The 16,705-nt window shown below is 39.8% G+C and carries 12 protein-coding genes; 7 read left to right on the plus strand and 5 right to left on the minus strand.

Annotated elements, in window-relative coordinates; translation table 11 throughout:
* Positions 1-6 precede the first annotated feature (6 nt).
* The 3 genes from lpxI (at position 7) to R3D71_09370 (ending at position 9,095) form a co-directional block, all read left to right on the plus strand.
* Positions 7-852, plus strand: coding sequence for a UDP-2,3-diacylglucosamine diphosphatase LpxI (gene lpxI, locus R3D71_09360; protein ID MEZ5691853.1), 846 nt, complete (start codon positions 7-9; stop codon positions 850-852).
* Positions 845-2,023 carry a lipid-A-disaccharide synthase gene (gene lpxB, locus R3D71_09365; GenBank protein ID MEZ5691854.1) on the plus strand — a complete coding sequence of 393 codons (1,179 nt, stop codon included), beginning with the start codon at positions 845-847 and terminating at the stop codon, positions 2,021-2,023. Before lpxI ends, lpxB begins: the two co-directional genes overlap by 8 nt.
* A gap of 487 nt (positions 2,024-2,510) precedes the next feature.
* Positions 2,511-9,095, plus strand: coding sequence for a hypothetical protein (locus R3D71_09370; GenBank protein MEZ5691855.1), 6,585 nt, complete (start codon positions 2,511-2,513; stop codon positions 9,093-9,095).
* Positions 9,096-9,110: 15 nt separating this feature from the next.
* Here R3D71_09370 and R3D71_09375 read toward each other — a convergent pair whose 3' ends face one another.
* The 4 genes from R3D71_09375 to iscX are packed head-to-tail and all read right to left on the minus strand — an operon-like array spanning position 9,111 to position 11,528.
* Positions 9,111-9,833 (minus strand): nucleotidyltransferase family protein, encoded by a 723-nt coding sequence (locus tag R3D71_09375; protein MEZ5691856.1) that lies wholly within the window; start codon positions 9,831-9,833, stop codon positions 9,111-9,113.
* Positions 9,834-9,848: 15 nt separating this feature from the next.
* Complete coding sequence (locus R3D71_09380) at positions 9,849-10,835, minus strand: phosphotransferase (GenBank protein ID MEZ5691857.1); 987 nt, start codon at positions 10,833-10,835, stop codon at positions 9,849-9,851.
* The gene (gene tsaE / locus R3D71_09385; GenBank protein MEZ5691858.1) at positions 10,828-11,322 is read right to left on the minus strand and encodes a tRNA (adenosine(37)-N6)-threonylcarbamoyltransferase complex ATPase subunit type 1 TsaE; all 495 of its coding nucleotides are present in this window, start codon (positions 11,320-11,322) and stop codon (positions 10,828-10,830) included. The genes R3D71_09380 and tsaE overlap by 8 nt, the downstream gene beginning before the upstream one ends.
* An 11-nt stretch (positions 11,323-11,333) precedes the next feature.
* Complete coding sequence (gene iscX, locus R3D71_09390; protein MEZ5691859.1) at positions 11,334-11,528, minus strand: Fe-S cluster assembly protein IscX; 195 nt, start codon at positions 11,526-11,528, stop codon at positions 11,334-11,336.
* Between the two features lie 148 nt (positions 11,529-11,676).
* On the opposite strand from iscX, the gene R3D71_09395 reads away from it, so the two are divergent.
* The 3 genes from R3D71_09395 to R3D71_09405 all read left to right on the plus strand — a co-directional run bounded on the left by R3D71_09395 (position 11,677) and on the right by R3D71_09405 (position 13,729).
* Entirely contained in the window at positions 11,677-12,375 is a 699-nt protein-coding gene (locus R3D71_09395; protein MEZ5691860.1) for a hypothetical protein, read from the plus strand.
* A gap of 224 nt (positions 12,376-12,599) precedes the next feature.
* The gene (locus R3D71_09400) at positions 12,600-13,592 is read left to right on the plus strand and encodes an integrase core domain-containing protein (protein MEZ5691861.1); all 993 of its coding nucleotides are present in this window, start codon (positions 12,600-12,602) and stop codon (positions 13,590-13,592) included.
* Positions 13,589-13,729, plus strand: coding sequence for a hypothetical protein (locus tag R3D71_09405; GenBank protein ID MEZ5691862.1), 141 nt, complete (start codon positions 13,589-13,591; stop codon positions 13,727-13,729). The genes R3D71_09400 and R3D71_09405 overlap by 4 nt, the downstream gene beginning before the upstream one ends.
* 66 nt (positions 13,730-13,795) lie before the next feature.
* Here R3D71_09405 and ettA read toward each other — a convergent pair whose 3' ends face one another.
* Positions 13,796-15,478: an energy-dependent translational throttle protein EttA gene (gene ettA / locus R3D71_09410; protein ID MEZ5691863.1), complete on the minus strand. Its 1,683-nt coding sequence runs from the start codon at positions 15,476-15,478 to the stop codon at positions 13,796-13,798.
* A gap of 439 nt (positions 15,479-15,917) precedes the next feature.
* Between ettA and R3D71_09415 the strand changes: the two genes are divergently transcribed.
* The gene (locus tag R3D71_09415; GenBank protein ID MEZ5691864.1) at positions 15,918-16,700 is read left to right on the plus strand and encodes a hypothetical protein; all 783 of its coding nucleotides are present in this window, start codon (positions 15,918-15,920) and stop codon (positions 16,698-16,700) included.
* The last annotated feature ends 5 nt before the right edge of the window (positions 16,701-16,705 follow it).

Here is a 16,705-nt window from a genome sequence, read left to right on the forward strand (position 1 = left end):
ATTACCATGAACAATTCCTGCACTCTAGGAATCATAGCTGGCAAAGGCAACCTGCCAAAACAACTAATTGAGCATTGCAGGAAAACAGGCAGAAATTTCTTTGTAATAACTTTCGCGGAAGATTTTGATAATGAAGAGATGACAGAAATTCCTCATGCCGTAATCAAAATTGGCGAGGTAGGAAAAGCTTTAGAACTTTTGCGTGAGGCAAAAGCAACAGAAATAGTGATGGTTGGCGGCTTAAAACGCCCTACCCTATCTTCTCTTATTCCTGATGATGGAGGTAAAAAATTACTAAAAAAGCTAGGACAGAATTTTTTTAAGGGCGATGATACCATTCTTAAAACTATCATAAATTTTTTAGAAGAAGAAAATTTTAAGGTAATTGGAATAGATTCCATACTTCCTGATATAATCGCTATTGAAGGAGTTATAGGAAAAATATCACCAAATAAAAAAGAACTGGATGATATAAAAATCGGCATGAAAGCAGCAAAAGAGCTAGGAGCAAAAGACATAGGACAAGCGGTTATAATAAAAAATGGTAAGATAGTAGCAGAAGAAACCGAAGCCGGAACTGACGCTATGATTAGTCATTATACGGAAAATAATACCAATAATAAAAATAATAGAGGAAAAAAAAGCGGTCTTCTGATAAAGGCAAAGAAACCTGAACAAGAACAAAAAGCGGATCTTCCATCAATTGGAATAAATACTGTAGAAAAAGCGCATAGCGCTGGTCTTTCTGGAATAGCGGTTGAAGCTGGATATAGTATCATTATAGATAGAAAAGAAGCTATTAAAAAAGCAAATGATTATGGTATATTTATAATAGGCGTGAATTATGAATGATAACAAAGAAAAACCTCTCGTAATATATATGATGGCCGGAGAGCCATCAGGAGATTTTCTTGGCGCGCAATTAATAAAATCACTAAGAGCTAATAGCCAGCGTGAAATATTATTTTACGGTATTGGTGGTAAAAAGATGGAAGCTGAAGGACTGAAAAGCATATTTCCATACCATGAACTATCAATAATGGGTATATTTGAGATTATACCTAATATCTTCAGAATACTCGCCCATATCTCATCAACCGTAGCGGACATTATAATAAAGCAACCTGACATGGTAATAACCATTGATTCACCTGGGTTTTGCTTTCGCGTGGTAGAAAAACTGAGGAAAGAAAATTTCAAAAGCCGATTCATTCACTATGTCGCGCCGACTGTATGGGCATACAAGCCAGAAAGAGCGAAAAAATGTAAGGCTCTGTTCGATCATATATTACTCCTACTACCATTTGAAGCGCCTTATTTTGAAAAAGTCGGTCTTAACTACACTTTCGTTGGGCATCCAATAATATGTGAGAGCCTAACCGGAGACAACGAAAGATTCCGACAAAAATATGAAATACCACAACAAACCATCTTAATAAGCCTGCTTCCTGGCAGCAGAGAGAATGAAATAAAGCGTCATATGCCAATATTTACCAAAGCTATCGCTATCCTCGCTAATAAATATCCAGATATTGCCCTTACCATGAGTGTTCCCGAACACGTAAAACCGTTACTTGGTAAATATCTCAATGATTGTCCATTTAGAATTATCATGACCGTAGATGAACAAGACAAACAAGACGCTTTCGCCGCCAGCGACTTCGCTTTTGTTAAATCCGGCACCGTTTCCCTAGAAGTGGCAAAAGCTGGAACTCCAATGTTAATTTCCTACAAAATGAATAGCTTATCAGTATGGTGGTTAAAACGATATATTAAAATAAAATACGTTAATCTTATAAATATTATACTTAATAAAGAGGTAATACCAGAGATATTGCAAGAACAAGCGACTCCTATAGCTCTAGCAAGTTGCGCGGATAACATACTGTCAAATCCAGAATTAATGAAAAGGCAACGAAATCATATGAGTACGGCAATAAAACGATTAATTCCAGAAAACAATGAAAAACCAAGCGATATTGCCGCACAAAATATTCTTGGAACTCTAAGCCAACAAAGTTAGTAAACTTATTTACACCTCTGTAATAAAATTGTAACAATTAGCGGCTACAATCTTTCATGGTAGAGTACATCTCGTTAAAGTTGTATTAACACATCTGAGCGCGCTTGATAAAAAAGGTATTTCAGTGTCAAATTATTTAGGTCATATTTTTTCAAAAATATTTTTGCGGAGAATATTTCGTAAGACCTGTTCTATTTTGGCGGTTGCTGTAATAGTTTTTAGTATATCAGCTCCTATCTTTCACAATGACGCAGAAGCGAAGAAAAAGATACCTAAATTTGACGGTTCTAGCGCTTTCGTTCTTCTCCATATATTTGAGGTCATGGATTTTAAACCACATTTCGGCTGGTTGCCGATCACTATACCAGCTCCTGTTAAATATCCGTGGCCTCTAGCTCGCAGTTTATGGTGTTACGGTCCTATATATATATTAGCATGGTGTGTTCCCTTACCTAAAAACTGGTGTCATGACTTTTTTGAATGTTCAATGACGAATTTTTTTAATCTCATATCAACTCTTCTAATAAAACACGCTAAGCCAAAGACACATGGGAGATACGATGAGGTGGTAATTACGGGTATAGAGCCGGACTATTACATGCGCGATTTATGTATAAACAGCACGGCGCTAGCATTTGACGCGTTTGACCCAGAAACGGGAAGTCTAACCGCGACAGGGCTGAGTAAATATGGTGCGGTTGGCAATGTTTCTGGCGCGAAACCATTTATGAATAGTTGTATGCCGGTGATAAGGACACCTAAGTTTGTTCCATCAACCGCATCTGGACAAAACCAAAAATTCGCATACTACAAAAATGCTTTTAACACAGGATTCACAACCTTAGGAAGTGACGCGGCGGCAGGGAAAACTGTATATGGCACGAGTAATCGTTATCTTACCACTACATTCCCAATATCTGATCCAGCATCTGGTGTGGCGGTATGTCCATTAAGCACTATTGTACAGAACCCTCCTACTACGGCACAAGAAATCAAAGCCGCGATGGATAAATGCTATGATTATTATATACTCAACAGAGCAACCCATCCTGAATGGGTAATGGAAAGAACAGGACCAACTACCGATGATCCGCTTTCGGCTGACGCGCCGAAAGGAAGCCCAGATCTTGCGATATTTAATAGCTGCCAGCCTTTGATGAGCGGAACTAATTCAAAACTTTTCATGAATGGTCAATCCCCTATTGGTCTTGGATTCGCGCCTGTACTACAATATGATCGTGCGGATTTAGACGAAGCCGACTACCGCCCTAGCGTTATACTCACCCAAAGTTTCCAGAAAAATTTTCCAAATGGAACGTTACCTATTTACCAAGATATATTTCCTTGTGTGGTATCTCCACAACCTGGTGATCCTGGTTATGTAGGAACTAAAAAACAAACCGACTGGACAAGCTTCAACGCTACCTTAATGCTCAATTATGGTATGTCGGCGGCTGTAGAGCTTTTTGTATTGAAGAAAAAATGGGGATTTCAATATTTTGTACCAATGTCTGACATGTCTCCATATGTTTCTCCTGGTATGGCTAAGGCTGGTTTCTGCCCTAATGTTGAGAAGATAAATATTCCGGACAATCCTTTCTCTCCGCGTGATAATTATAAAACTATCGGTGGAGTAGCGGTAGGCAAAACCCCAGGGCTTGATGATTGGGCGTTACATATTGGTAAAATAATAATGGGTTCGTATACTGATATGCTAAGTTGGTCAAGCAGCAGCACAAAAGACTACAGTACCGATCGTGATTACTCATATCGCACTTCTGTGTTTACTCCAAGACATCGTATATTCGGCGACTGGGCTTTCGGTTATTCTGATTTCCTTGATCTAACAAAACTATCAGGGCTTAGTGGTCTTACGAGTTTGAGTTCGTTTTCGAGTTCAAATCTAGGAAGTGTTATTAAATTTTCTAATCCTTTGCAACCTTTTGATACTATAAATAGCTTATTCCAAAGTGCTAATAACATAAAAAACGCTATATCAAGCGTAGGATCACTAGGTGGTCTTAAGGACTTGGTAAAAGATTTTCATCACCCAGAGGTAATGTGCGCTATAGTCCCTGTTGATATTCTTGAATCACGCAGAGACGCTTTTGATGACTGCATAATGCAGCGTATTGAATATAATTTCCTTACTTGGAGACGACGTAATTTCTTACGTTACTACTATAAACGTACCCTTAAAAGCTGGAAGAAACCATGTGTAACCAGATTCTATGAGAATGATGATATTCATGACTGCCCAGTAAGCATGAGTATACAGCAATGCTGCCGTATTATCGTTAAAGACGTAGTACCTATGAACTATATGAAAATACGTACCTGCGAAGGTCTACGTCAAAAACGTAAAATGGTATTTGGTTATACCCATATATATGACGCGGCGAGCAGCGATAAAGTGAGGCTTTTGTCAGATGTCGCCAATGCTAAACAAGCATTTACAGAGGCAGCTGACATGCTTGAAAGATTAATAGCTGAACATAAATATAGTGTTCACTCGGAAGGTGCAGAGGCATGGGAGGACGCAGAAAAAGTAATAAATGGCACACAATCTTCTTGTACTAACAAGTGGTGTCCTAATCTTCTTACAGAATATTATAAATTCGAAGGTGCATTGAATACCTCTATCACAAACCTTAACTCTGCTCTTACTAACGCGGCAGGCTGGTTGAGTAACACAGTAGAGCAGACAGTCGACAACATAACAAATACTGTAACAAATACTATAAACATGACAAGCGCGGGAGTATTCAATAATATTCTCGGTGGTAGTGGAGCTCTGAACAATGTTGAAAAAGATTGGCTACAAGTTGCCGGTATAGACGTTGGTTCATGGCTTGGTCTTACCAGCAATTCGCCAAGTGTTAATCCTGTTCCAGCTAAGGATGGCTTATTCATTAATGTATATAACCGTGATTCTTATGATGCCGCCGCTGAATGGAATCAAAAATTAACAATGATTGGCTGTAATGATACAGAGGCTGATGGTTTAAGATTCAATCATTATTTCAAAAGCTCACGACTTGATCTACCTGAGCTTCCAACAAAGTTTATGACTGATGCTACTGATCTATTACAGGAAAAAAGTGATTTTATACTGGAAGAAGCTAGAGATTTAGCCAATCAAACTATATTGGAACCAGCAGCATCATTAGCTTGGAGCAAATTCAATAATATCAGAAATACAGCAAATGCCTTAATAAAACAGGCAGAGTCATTTCCAGAAAGTCAGCTTAAAACCTGTCAAGTGGGACAAAACAACCTAAACAATACCGAACAAAGAATCGCTTATCTTTCCAAAGATATAAATCTTATAACCACTACCCTCATCGCGATTGGCGACATAAATATTAGCAATGAACTCTCAACTCTTGCACAGGATTATATATCCTCCATTACTAGTGCGCTAGCTAATTGTACAGTTGCTAATGTCGAATACAAAGCGCTTCAAGTTATAAAAGATACTCAAATAGATATTATAAGAAAAGCGCAAGATGTTCTTAGAAGCACTGTCATGGCTGCCGCTAATGCTGTTGAGTCTCACGTAATTCTAAAAGCCAAACCAATAGCCGATGATATAATAATAGAAGGAACAAAGCTTGTTTCTGATAGTATGGGAGCAGCTCTAAAGCAAGCGATAGAACAAACGGTTTCCGCAGCTGGTAGTTATGCCTATCAAGGTGGCTCCAATATGCCATATATGCGCCGCTGGGATACTGGAACTTCCGCCGGAAATCCTGTGCATGGCGGCAGCTTTATAAATACTCTCGGCAGCTATGATGTTGTTGTAGGGGTTGGTCACGAGGAACGTAATTTATATGACGCTATGCCAGGTCTTGAAAAAGCCGGCGGGGGTATAGTAAACAACTTTATAAGCTCCATTAGTGGATCTGGCAGTGTTGGCAATATTGTCGCAAACCTTAGCAATCAATCAGGTAGTTCAACAAACGGTGGTTCCATACTTAGTTCTCTAGGATCTGGACTAGTAACCAGTTCTCCCGATATAAGTAGCATAATATCTGGAAGTAGTAATTCGTTGGCAAGTAGCTTATTATCCGGAGTCGGCAACCTCAGTGGTACGATAAACGGTGTACTTGACCCAGATGGAACAAGTGGGATAACCAATACTTCTTTCTCAAGTTTATTGAATACTACTGTAGACCAAGCAACTACCATTGTAAAAGATAAGCTAAACACAGCAGTATCTAATGTAACAACTAACATAATAAACAAGGTACAGACGGAAGCTACTAACATAATAAATAGTGCCACTACTCAGGTAACAAGTGCCATTAGCAGTATAACTAATCCTCTAAAAACTGGTATAAATTCAATTACTTCTTCTACAAATCAACTAACTAATATAGCTCAACAGCTAATTAGTGGCAATGCCTCCATCACTGATTTAAGTAATGCTTTGAATACAGCGACTACCTCAGCTAATACTATGGTAAGTAATTCTCTTACGGTGTTCAATAGTGCCAGCTCTAGTTTAACTAGCGCGCAAAATGTCTATCAACAAGCAGAGCAACTCGTAAACGACATTCAGTCAGGAAATGTTGTTGGGGACATTAATGCCGCCATCGCTGACGCAAGCGCCAAACTGGCAAACTTAACTAGCGCACAGTCAGTTTATAATACAGCGCAGTCAGCACTTAACGAAGCGACGAAGATAAAAGATAGTCTGCTGCAAGAAGGTCAGCAACTTGTAAATGACGCTTCTCAATATATTGGTAATATTCCAGCTGTACAGCAGCTTGTTAATGACGCGAAAACCGCCTTAAATAAGTCCCTTAGCGCATTTGATTTAGCAAAAAACAGTTTGAATACGCTACTTGGTGGCGCAATACCTAATATTACTAACCTCAGTGATCTTGATCTGATCGATTCTAGCCTTCTTAGCAATCAAAACGTCTCGAATGCCGTAGATAGTTTCAAGACAGCCGCAAGTGACCTTATAGCAAAGCAGGACGCTCTTAATATAGCTAATAATGCTCTGACTACTGTTACTAATTTCCCTAGCACCGCTGTAAGTGGTTTACAGAACAAAATAGGTGATCTAACAAACAATTTACAGAATAAAATCAATATCGCTGGCACTAGCGATGGAATATCCGGCATAATATCAGGTGGTCTTGACACGGTATTTGGCTCTTCAGGAAAAACTAATAACGCTCCTACTCTTTCTTCAAGCCAGTCACTTACCCAACGTGCCCGTATTGGTAGAATTGGGGGATGGGAAGAGCTTAAGGGTCATCAAATGTGGACCACTAGAAGACATAATCTTGTCTGCATAGGTCGTTACGAAAAATTATTCAAATACGGAGGTCCTGAGAATTTTGTATTATCAAGAGCCGGCGGCAATTACACTACTAAAGATGGCAAACAATGGCCTTGGCCGCTCGGTTGGCGTGGTTACATATTTGATAGCAACCACAATGGGTTTGAAAGGAAGATTTCTGCTTTTGGGCTGGATAAAGCTAAAAAGGGCGATATCATAATCTATAGACTTGGCGGAATCAAACGGATATCTTATGTAGCAGAGGCCAATACTATCGCGGCTGGCAACCCAGCTACCAATAACGCGGCTGACACCACTCATTTCGTGCAGATTGAAAGTTGGGACGAAGGTAAATTTCCAACAATAACTGGTAGTAGTTTATCTTGGGGTAATGGGGTTAAACGCACCATATATAAAAATTCTGTTCCAGACGATAGAAAAAAAATAACAAACGCCGGAACGACTCATGATATAAGCACGTTGGGAACAACACAAATTGCTCAAATTAATGGGCAACCTTCATGCGAGGATCCAGAATTTACTCACTGTGTATTAGGTGGCACAGATAACAGTTCTTGGGGTACAGTATTTATTTATCGTCCAACTGACCCAGAAAATCTTCGTCTATGTCCTTTCATCGATTCTAATAGTGACAACATTCAATCAGCGGAGTTTGATTCTGATTCCTTTGCTTTCTGCCTAAACGCTGGATATGATCCACCATTATCTTACAGACAAGATTACATAGGCGCTGGCGCTGGTTCTATATCAGATGCTACTCTGTGCGGTCCTGAGTGGACAGGTTGCAAAACTGTAGCAGACCCAGCAGATGTAAAATGTTTCCCTAGCGGTGATGTATGCACCAAGCAGGTATCTCAAGGATCACTACCTGGTCCAAAAACAGTTCCTGGAACCACCTGTACAGTAGCGCAGTACAATGCGGCAAAGACGGCTTATGAAGCAGATGTAAACGCAAAACTAGCTGGCGTACAGCAAGGTTATCTTCAGCATGATGTAACTTCGCGTGATGCTGATACAAAGTTAAAACATCAAATAGACGTACAAGTTCCTGGAAGAATATCTCAGGGAAGTACTACATCTAGCTGGTTACAAGGATTCATAATGCCAGTTCCAGATCCAATAGCTCCAACATATACTTGTACTTTGCAATGTGTGGATACAGACGGCAATCTCACTGGTTCATGCTGTAATTCCGTTCAAACAAACACTGCAGAGGTAAACCAAAGAAACCAAGAAATAGCAGACGCGAAAGCTTATAACGCGCCTATTGAGGGTGCCATAACAGAAATTAACTCTGATATAGCTGATACAAATAAATATTACTCAGACTGGCAAACAGCTAGCGCGAACCTTCAAAGCTTTGTAGACGCTAATCAAGCTCGGATAGATCAACTGGATGATATTTTAGAGGACGCTGACGCTGACAACCCAACACCTGCAGAACTAGCGGCTTATAACGAATTGGGACCACTTGCGATTACTATAAAAAATCTTAACGAAATTGTTGTAACGGCATTTGATAATCTACAAAATTCTATAAATGCACTACAAAGCTCAACACTAGCTGGTGTTGCCGTAGGTGTAGGTCTTGGCGGAACCGACCCAACAGATCCAGCTATAGAAAAACAAATTAATGATGCTATAGCCGCTGCTATAGCCGCGCAAACAGCGGCTGACAATGAAGGAAAATTAGCACACGACAACGCTGAGTCTATTGTCAATGGGATACCACCATTCAAATGTCCGTGGCCTTAAATAATACGTAGTGTATTACTGTTGATTGATTTTAAGCCACTCTTCCGCTTGCTCTAGTTCAGCCATACTACCTATATGCAACCAGTTACCATCATGAATTATCGCTCCTATCCGGCTTATATCTTTATTATAAAGCACATTAAGCGAAAAAGCGACACTTGGTGAATCATCAAAAATTCTTGGATGAATTATTTGTACACCAGTAAAAACATAAGGAGCGGTATTACACTCTCCTCGTCTCTTCAATTGTCCATTATCTTCTACAAAAAAATCCCCTTTACCGTTATAGCCAACAGCGTCTTCTACTTTATGTAAAAGTAGCAAAACGTCCATCTCGCTATCATCCCAAGTCTGCCACATTCTTTGCAAAGCAAGAACATTACCATTAATACAAATCACGTCACTGTTAATTACAAAAAAGGGAGAATCACCTAAGATACTAAGAGCGTTCTTTATTCCACCTCCGGTCTCAAGAACCTCTTGCTCTCTGGATATAATAATTTTAGGCGGCGAACTCTTAGAATGAAGATAATCTTCCAACATATCCGCCAGATAATGGGTATTTATCACAACATCCTCAATACCTTGCTTAGCAAAAAATTCCAAAGAGTAATCTATAAGCGGCTTACCATTAACCGGCACTAACGGTTTCGGCATATCATTAGTGAGCGGGCGCATTCTGGTGCCAAATCCAGCGGCCATAATCATGGCTTTTTTTGGCATTTGGCTTTTACTCATAAAATCCCCATAATACTATATAAGCCCGCTATCATTATGCACATACTGTTCAAGCCATACCCGCAAATCGGCAAGTAATGGATTTCGCAAATCACGCTCTAAATACTTCCACACACGTGGCAGCATTTTAAGATAATGTTCTTTACCATCACGCACCGCAAGACGGGTAAAAATACCTATAATCTTACTGTTGCGCTGCGCCCCTAAAACATCATAGGCATTGTGAAAATAATCAGCGTCAATCCCAGTCTTATCAAGATATAGTTTGACCATATCTTCCGCTAGATTAGCGCCAACATCTCGCCGCGCGTCCTCTAGCAATGACACCACATCATAAGCCGCGTCTCCCATAACCGCGTCCTGAAAATCAAGCAAACCAACCTTGTCCGTACCACTGCGCCGCTCAAGCCACATCAAATTATCAGCATGATAATCCCTGTGTACCAGAGTATTTTTTTGTAGAGAGAATTTGCCTAATATATCAGACCATATACCCATATACTCATTACGCAGCATAGCGACCTTTTCTTTTCCAAGCGATTTCACCAAAAACCAATCTGGAAATAAAGATACCTCTCTTAAATACAACTCATCATCATATAGCGGCACTGAATCTATTTTCATAGCTGAGTTATGCCAGCAAGCCAAAACCTCTATCGCTGACTCATACATGGTACTCTCCGAATCACCTACTGAGTTTGCTATAATTGAAGTAAAGCTGTTATCACCAAAATCCTCAAGTAACAAAAACCCTTTATCCGTGTCCCGAGCGAATATAGCTGGCGCGCTATAACCTACTTGCCGTAAATATTCAGCTATCTTTATAAAAGCAGCGAAATTCTCGAGACTACCAACTGGACTATCCATCACCATAGCCTGCGTGCCACCCGCCATAACACGAGCGTAGCGGCGAGCCGAAGCGTCACCAGCTAGTGGCACAATATCCGCTCCAGCGAATTCGGTATTACCCAAAAATTCCTCTATCTGCTTTTGTCTAACCATTATAAACTTCCAGATACTCAACTTTTTTTAATCTGTCCATCCAAACATCGCTTGTGGAAATAACAACTCTACGCCCTACCCCATCAACAAATAAATTTATTATAAGAGAATCTGGCGACACCATACTTTCTATTAATTCCGGCCACTCAACCAGCACTATATGGTTTTCCAAAGCCTCTTCAATTCCAAGCTCTGTAACTTCCGCGCTATTCTTAAGACGGTAAAGATCACAATGCCAAACCTCCGCATCGCCATCCGACAACGGATAAGTTGATAATAGATTAAAAGTAGGGCTCGCGATATTTCCCTGTAATCCAGTAATCTCTTTTATGAAAGCTCTAGCAAAACTTGTCTTACCACTACCAACATCACCATAAAGCAATATGGTATCACCAGCTTTACATAAAGTGGCTATATCCACCGCTAACTCTTGCGTTTTCTTCTCACTAGCTAAAAAACAACTTAATTCACTAATATTACTAGGCATGACACTTTGCGCTAATCTCTCTCATCTATCCACGCCATCTGTATGGCTTCCAGTATCTTTTCATTACAACCATCAGGGCTATCGTTAAATTCCGGCAAAGTGACGATCCATTCCCGAAGATCGGTAAAACGCAAATTTACATTATCCATATCCGGATATAACTCTTCCAGACGGATAGCTATTTCTCTTATATCAATCCAACGCATAAAATCCTCAAAAAAATACTCCTAAAAAACAATTAGTTAGCTCATGTCCAGAAAATGTTAACTGTAACATTTTCTTAACTTTAATTATTGTACATCTCTGTTAATATCACCAGTAAGTTGAAATTTCACTAAATAAAGGAATAAATTTATGAGCGAGCAACAAGCTAATACAGAAACAAAATCTTATGCCGATGAGATACTAAAACAAGTTAAAAAAATCACTGGTCTTCGCGAGTCCGATATTAGTGTCAAAAAGGAAGAAGTAGAGGACAGACAAAGAATACTGACTATAGAGTCAGAACAAATCACCTCGTCAAGCGTAAATGGAAGTAATTCCTCTCATCTACAAGAATTTATTAGGAACAGAATAACAAATGCAAGGACAGGTAGTGATAAAGATATAAAAATAAATATTAATCAAAACCAAACCAACAGTAGTTTTAGGTTAAAACTAGAAGTTCCCGACAATCAGGAATCTGTAGATCAACTACAAAAACAGATTGAAGCCAGAATAGTAAACCAAACTATAGAAAGCCTGAAAAATGCTACAGAACATTTAACTCCAGATGAACAAGCAAAAAGAATCAATGAATTAACCAAACAAATAGATACAGGTGCGAAACAGATTATTGCCGAAAGAAAGGAGCAGGAAAAAGCCGGAGAGAAAGTAGGTAAAGTTATTAAAACGACAGAAAATATCTTGAAAGAACTCAGTCCAGAAGAGGTAAGACAAGTTATCGCAGGTCTAAAGGAAAAATATGAAAAAACACCAGGAACTAGTACTGAACAAGTAAAAACCGCTCAAATAAACGAACTAGAAAAAGGGAAAAATGGTAAAGGAAGCTAAGAAACCTGAACTGCGTCTAAGATATTCCCAACCTACTGCTACTATTCTGTTCCCCCCTTGCGGGGTAGTCAGAAATTGAAGAGAGTAATGATTCAATTTTTGGTAGGGGGAAGCAACATAGCAATCGCATTTGGATACAATGTCACCCCTGTAAAAGTCAAATAATTCGGTGTCAGATTTTGTAAAGTCACTAATTGAGTCAAACTTTATAAATGAGGCAACGCATGAGCAAACAAGAATTACGCAGTGGCAAGGACAGAGTTCTTGAGTCAAGCACAATAAAGCGGATGGAGTTTTTATGTTCGGAATATGAATTAATTAAGGCAAAGCGACACACAAGATTTTGTTTTGTCAGTGAATTTTATAAATTTCATAATCTAACCCGTCAGAATTTCATAAAATACTATAATCGTTACAAAAGTAGTGGTTCTAAATTAGAATTATTGCCTCAAAAACGCGGTGCTAAATATAAAACTAGGAGAATTTTACCTCATATAGAACAACAGATTATAGGCTTACGGCAAAAAGGTTTGAATCGTTTTGAGATACATGCTGATTTACAGATTTCTGAACATGAAACTCGTCCTTGTCCTAGCACTATTTATAATATAAGCAAAAAACATGGATTTAACAGATTGCAGCCAAGAATGATGGAAGAAAAACGCAAGATTATCAAAGAAAAAGCCGGTGAGCTAGGGCATATAGATTGCCATTACCTACCCAAAGGCATGATTTCCGGTGATAATAAACGTTATTATCTGGTGGGGCTGATTGACCATAAAACTTCTCTAGCGTGGTGTGAGGTTATTCCTGAAGTTACATCGCTAAATGTGATGTTTTCTACAATGAAGCTACTTAATTTATTCAAGAAAGAGTTTGGTTTTGATTTTGTTGAGATACTAACGGATAATGGTTCAGAGTTTGGCAGTGGTAGTAACGATCCAGCAACTATTAAGAAAAATCCTTTTATGCGTCTGCTTTTTGAACTTAAAATAAAACATCGCCGAACTAAACCTTACAGACCACAAACTAACGGAAAAATAGAGAGATTCTGGAAAACAATAGAAGAAGATTTGCTGCGTGAAATGGTATTCGACTCGCTAGACCAGCTCAAAAATGAAGTGTTCGAGTATATGACTTACTACAACTACGCAAGACCTCACTCCGCCGCAAATGGAAAAACTCCTTCTCATCTTATTGGAAAAAATATAACATGAAACAGATTACAAAATCTGACACCGAATTATTTGACTTTTACAACCCCGCATTTATTGCGGGGTCTGGTGGGTTGCAAGAACAATCCAGTGAAAAGCTCTGCTTTTTACAACCGGATGCCGCCATAAAGACGGCATGACAGTGTCATGTTCAGTGCCTGATACCCAAATGCAATCGCCATGGGTGTATATGGCTGTCTACTACTCTACCCCCTGCTTATCGGGCGGTATTTTATCTTGGTGGGGGTAAGAGTATCCACACCAAGACGACGCTTAAGATCAGCCTCATAGGCTTCGTAGTTACCCTCAAACCATTCCACATGTGAGTCTCCCTCAAACGCTAATATATGCGTAGCAATACGATCTAGGAACCAGCGATCATGCGATATTATAACCGCACAACCAGCGAAATCAGCAAGAGCGTCCTCCAGCGCGCGCAAAGTTTCCACGTCCAGATCATTGGTCGGCTCATCCAGCAACAACACATTATGCTCTTTTTTCAGCATCTTCGCCAGATGCACACGATTCCGCTCACCGCCAGAGAGAGAGCCAACTTTTTTCTGTTGATCCGAACCCTTAAAATTAAAACTAGAACAATAAGCACGGGATTTTACCAGCTTGCCACCAAGTGAGATTTCCTCATCACCGCCGGATATTTCCTGCCATACCGTATTGCTGTCCTTAAGCGCGTCACGTGACTGGTCAACATAACCAAGAACTACTGAGTCCCCTACCTTGAAACTTCCACTATCAGGAGTTTCCACTCCGGTTATCATCTTAAATAAGGTAGTTTTACCAGCGCCGTTAGGTCCAATCACTCCAACAATACCACCAGCCGGTAAGTCAAAAGAAAGCCCATCAATAAGCAGCTTATCACCAAAAGCCTTAGAAATATTCTCAGCTTTAATTACCAAATTACCAAGCCGCTGCCCATTAGGTATGACAATCTGCGCTACTCCAACCTGAGACTTAGTCCCCTGAGCCAGCAAATCCTCATAAGCGGCGATACGGGCTTTACTTTTCGCCTGCCTTGCCTTAACTCCCTGCCTTATCCATTCAAGCTCTGATGATAGTCTTTTCTGACGAGCGTTTTCCTCCCTCTCCTCTTGAGCCAAACGTTTTTGTTTTTGTTCAAGATAAGCGGAATAATTCCCCTCATATGGTATACCAGAACCTCTATCCAGCTCCAGAATCCAACCAGTTACATTATCAAGGAAATAACGGTCGTGGGTAATCATGACCACCGTTCCCTTATACTCCTTCAGATAATGCTCAAGCCACGCCACCGACTCCGCGTCTAAATGGTTGGTCGGCTCATCCAGCAACAACAAATCCGGCTTTTCCAACAGCAACTTACACAACGCCACCCGCCTACGCTCACCACCAGAAATCTTGCTTACATCAGCGTCTTTCGGCGGACAACGCAAAGCGTCCATCGCTATCTCAATATCCCGCTCAATATCCCAGCCACCGCTAGCGTCTATCTTCTCTTGAAGCTCGCCTTGTACTTCTATTAGCTTCATCATCTCATCATCATCAGTGACCTCAGCAAGCTTATTAGACACCTCGTTGAATTTGTCCAACAGCTCCTTCTGCTCACCAAGCGCGTCTATAATATTTCCCATCACATCCTTTGACTCATCCAGCTTCGGCTCTTGCGGCAAATAGCCAACCTTAGCTCCCTCAGCAGACCACGCCTCACCAGAAAAATCCTTATCAAGACCCGCCATTATCTTAAGTAATGTGGATTTACCAGCGCCGTTCGGCCCTAAAACCCCGATCTTAGCTCCTGGGTAAAATGACAGATAAATATTCTTAAGCACCTCCTTACCACCAGCATAACTCTTGGAAAGTTCTTTCATTACATAAACATACTGATATGAAGCCATTATTTGTTCCTTATAGAATCTTTGATTTTAGGTTATGTACTGCCAGACAATCTAGTTATTAGAATAAGTAATTAACTTCAAGTCACAATATTTAGTATAGTGGTGAAAATCTTTATAAAATGCCCGTATGCCCCTATAACTATAACACAAACCGTTGTCACAAAAATTTAATACTCAATATTACAGGGGAATGTTACATTATATAATCGGATTATTTTGATTTGTGTAACATATGGGAAAAACGGCGAAAAATATAAATCATTCGTTGATAAAATAATGGCTGAGAAACATGAAACCGCACATCATTTATAGGGCATATATTTTTAATTGATAATGATTCTCATTTACAATAAATAATGGATGATTTATTGTAACCATATGAATTACTATTAATATGCATTATAATTACAACAATTAACAACACCATAAACACCAAACGATGAGCGACAAAACAGCAAAACAGATAGAAATAGAAAAAACCGCCAAACAAAAGGCGGAGGATGTCGCCTATACCATAAATCACGCGCTAGTGTGCACCGCTACTGACTGGCTTGACATAGGGCTGACCTCCTCCACCCTTAAAAGACTAAGGGAAAACCCATCGGATCGTAACATTGCCATAGGCGAGTTCGCTGGGGATTTTGGCGCTGTTCCTATTACAATAGCCATGCAACGTATACTCCCAAGCGTTATGCAAAAAATCAGGAAATTAGCTGAGCCAATAGTAGGGGATATTTTTTACTTCGGAGCCGAACAGGGAGCGAAGCATTGGGCAGAGGAACATGGGGTAAATCTTAAGTCTAAAGAATATAAAAATAGAGTTGACTCAATTTATAATTATGAAATGGAACATCTCCCTCAGGCTGTGGTATGGTCAGCATCTGCCGCTGGTCTTAACGTAGCCATCATGAAACATCTTGATAAAACAATACCCATGTGGAAGCTACTGACGGCAAAAGCGGGCGGGTCTGTTGGAACAGCCGCCCTTGTGATGGGAGGGCGTTCTTTATTTCCAAGACAAGCCTATAAGGTAGATAAATTTACCAGCGAACACGTGTTTATACCAGCCACTAAAAGCTTTGGAAAAATGTTTGGTATTGATTCCAAAGATGTTGATAATATGGTAAAAGCCCATGATAATACATTTGATGGTGGCGATAAAGAAAAATGGTCTGACAAAGTAAAATCAACCGAAAATAATCTCGCTGTAATTTCCAGATAATCCAC

The organism is Rickettsiales bacterium, from assembly GCA_041396965.1.
In the GTDB taxonomy this organism is placed as follows: Bacteria; Pseudomonadota; Alphaproteobacteria; order Rickettsiales; family SXRF01; genus SXRF01.

Bases quoted from the DNA above. Each gene is read 5' to 3' on its own strand.
- lpxI (MEZ5691853.1), top strand. From the start codon at position 7: ATGAACAATTCCTGCACTCTAGGAATCATAGCTGGCAAAGGCAACCTG.
- lpxB (MEZ5691854.1), top strand. From the start codon at position 845: ATGAATGATAACAAAGAAAAACCTCTCGTAATATATATGATGGCCGGA.
- R3D71_09370 (MEZ5691855.1), top strand. From the start codon at position 2,511: ATGACGAATTTTTTTAATCTCATATCAACTCTTCTAATAAAACACGCT.
- R3D71_09375 (MEZ5691856.1), bottom strand. From the start codon at position 9,833: ATGAGTAAAAGCCAAATGCCAAAAAAAGCCATGATTATGGCCGCTGGA.
- R3D71_09380 (MEZ5691857.1), bottom strand. From the start codon at position 10,835: ATGGTTAGACAAAAGCAGATAGAGGAATTTTTGGGTAATACCGAATTC.
- tsaE (MEZ5691858.1), bottom strand. From the start codon at position 11,322: ATGCCTAGTAATATTAGTGAATTAAGTTGTTTTTTAGCTAGTGAGAAG.
- iscX (MEZ5691859.1), bottom strand. From the start codon at position 11,528: ATGCGTTGGATTGATATAAGAGAAATAGCTATCCGTCTGGAAGAGTTA.
- R3D71_09395 (MEZ5691860.1), top strand. From the start codon at position 11,677: ATGAGCGAGCAACAAGCTAATACAGAAACAAAATCTTATGCCGATGAG.
- R3D71_09400 (MEZ5691861.1), top strand. From the start codon at position 12,600: ATGAGCAAACAAGAATTACGCAGTGGCAAGGACAGAGTTCTTGAGTCA.
- R3D71_09405 (MEZ5691862.1), top strand. From the start codon at position 13,589: ATGAAACAGATTACAAAATCTGACACCGAATTATTTGACTTTTACAAC.
- ettA (MEZ5691863.1), bottom strand. From the start codon at position 15,478: ATGGCTTCATATCAGTATGTTTATGTAATGAAAGAACTTTCCAAGAGT.
- R3D71_09415 (MEZ5691864.1), top strand. From the start codon at position 15,918: ATGAGCGACAAAACAGCAAAACAGATAGAAATAGAAAAAACCGCCAAA.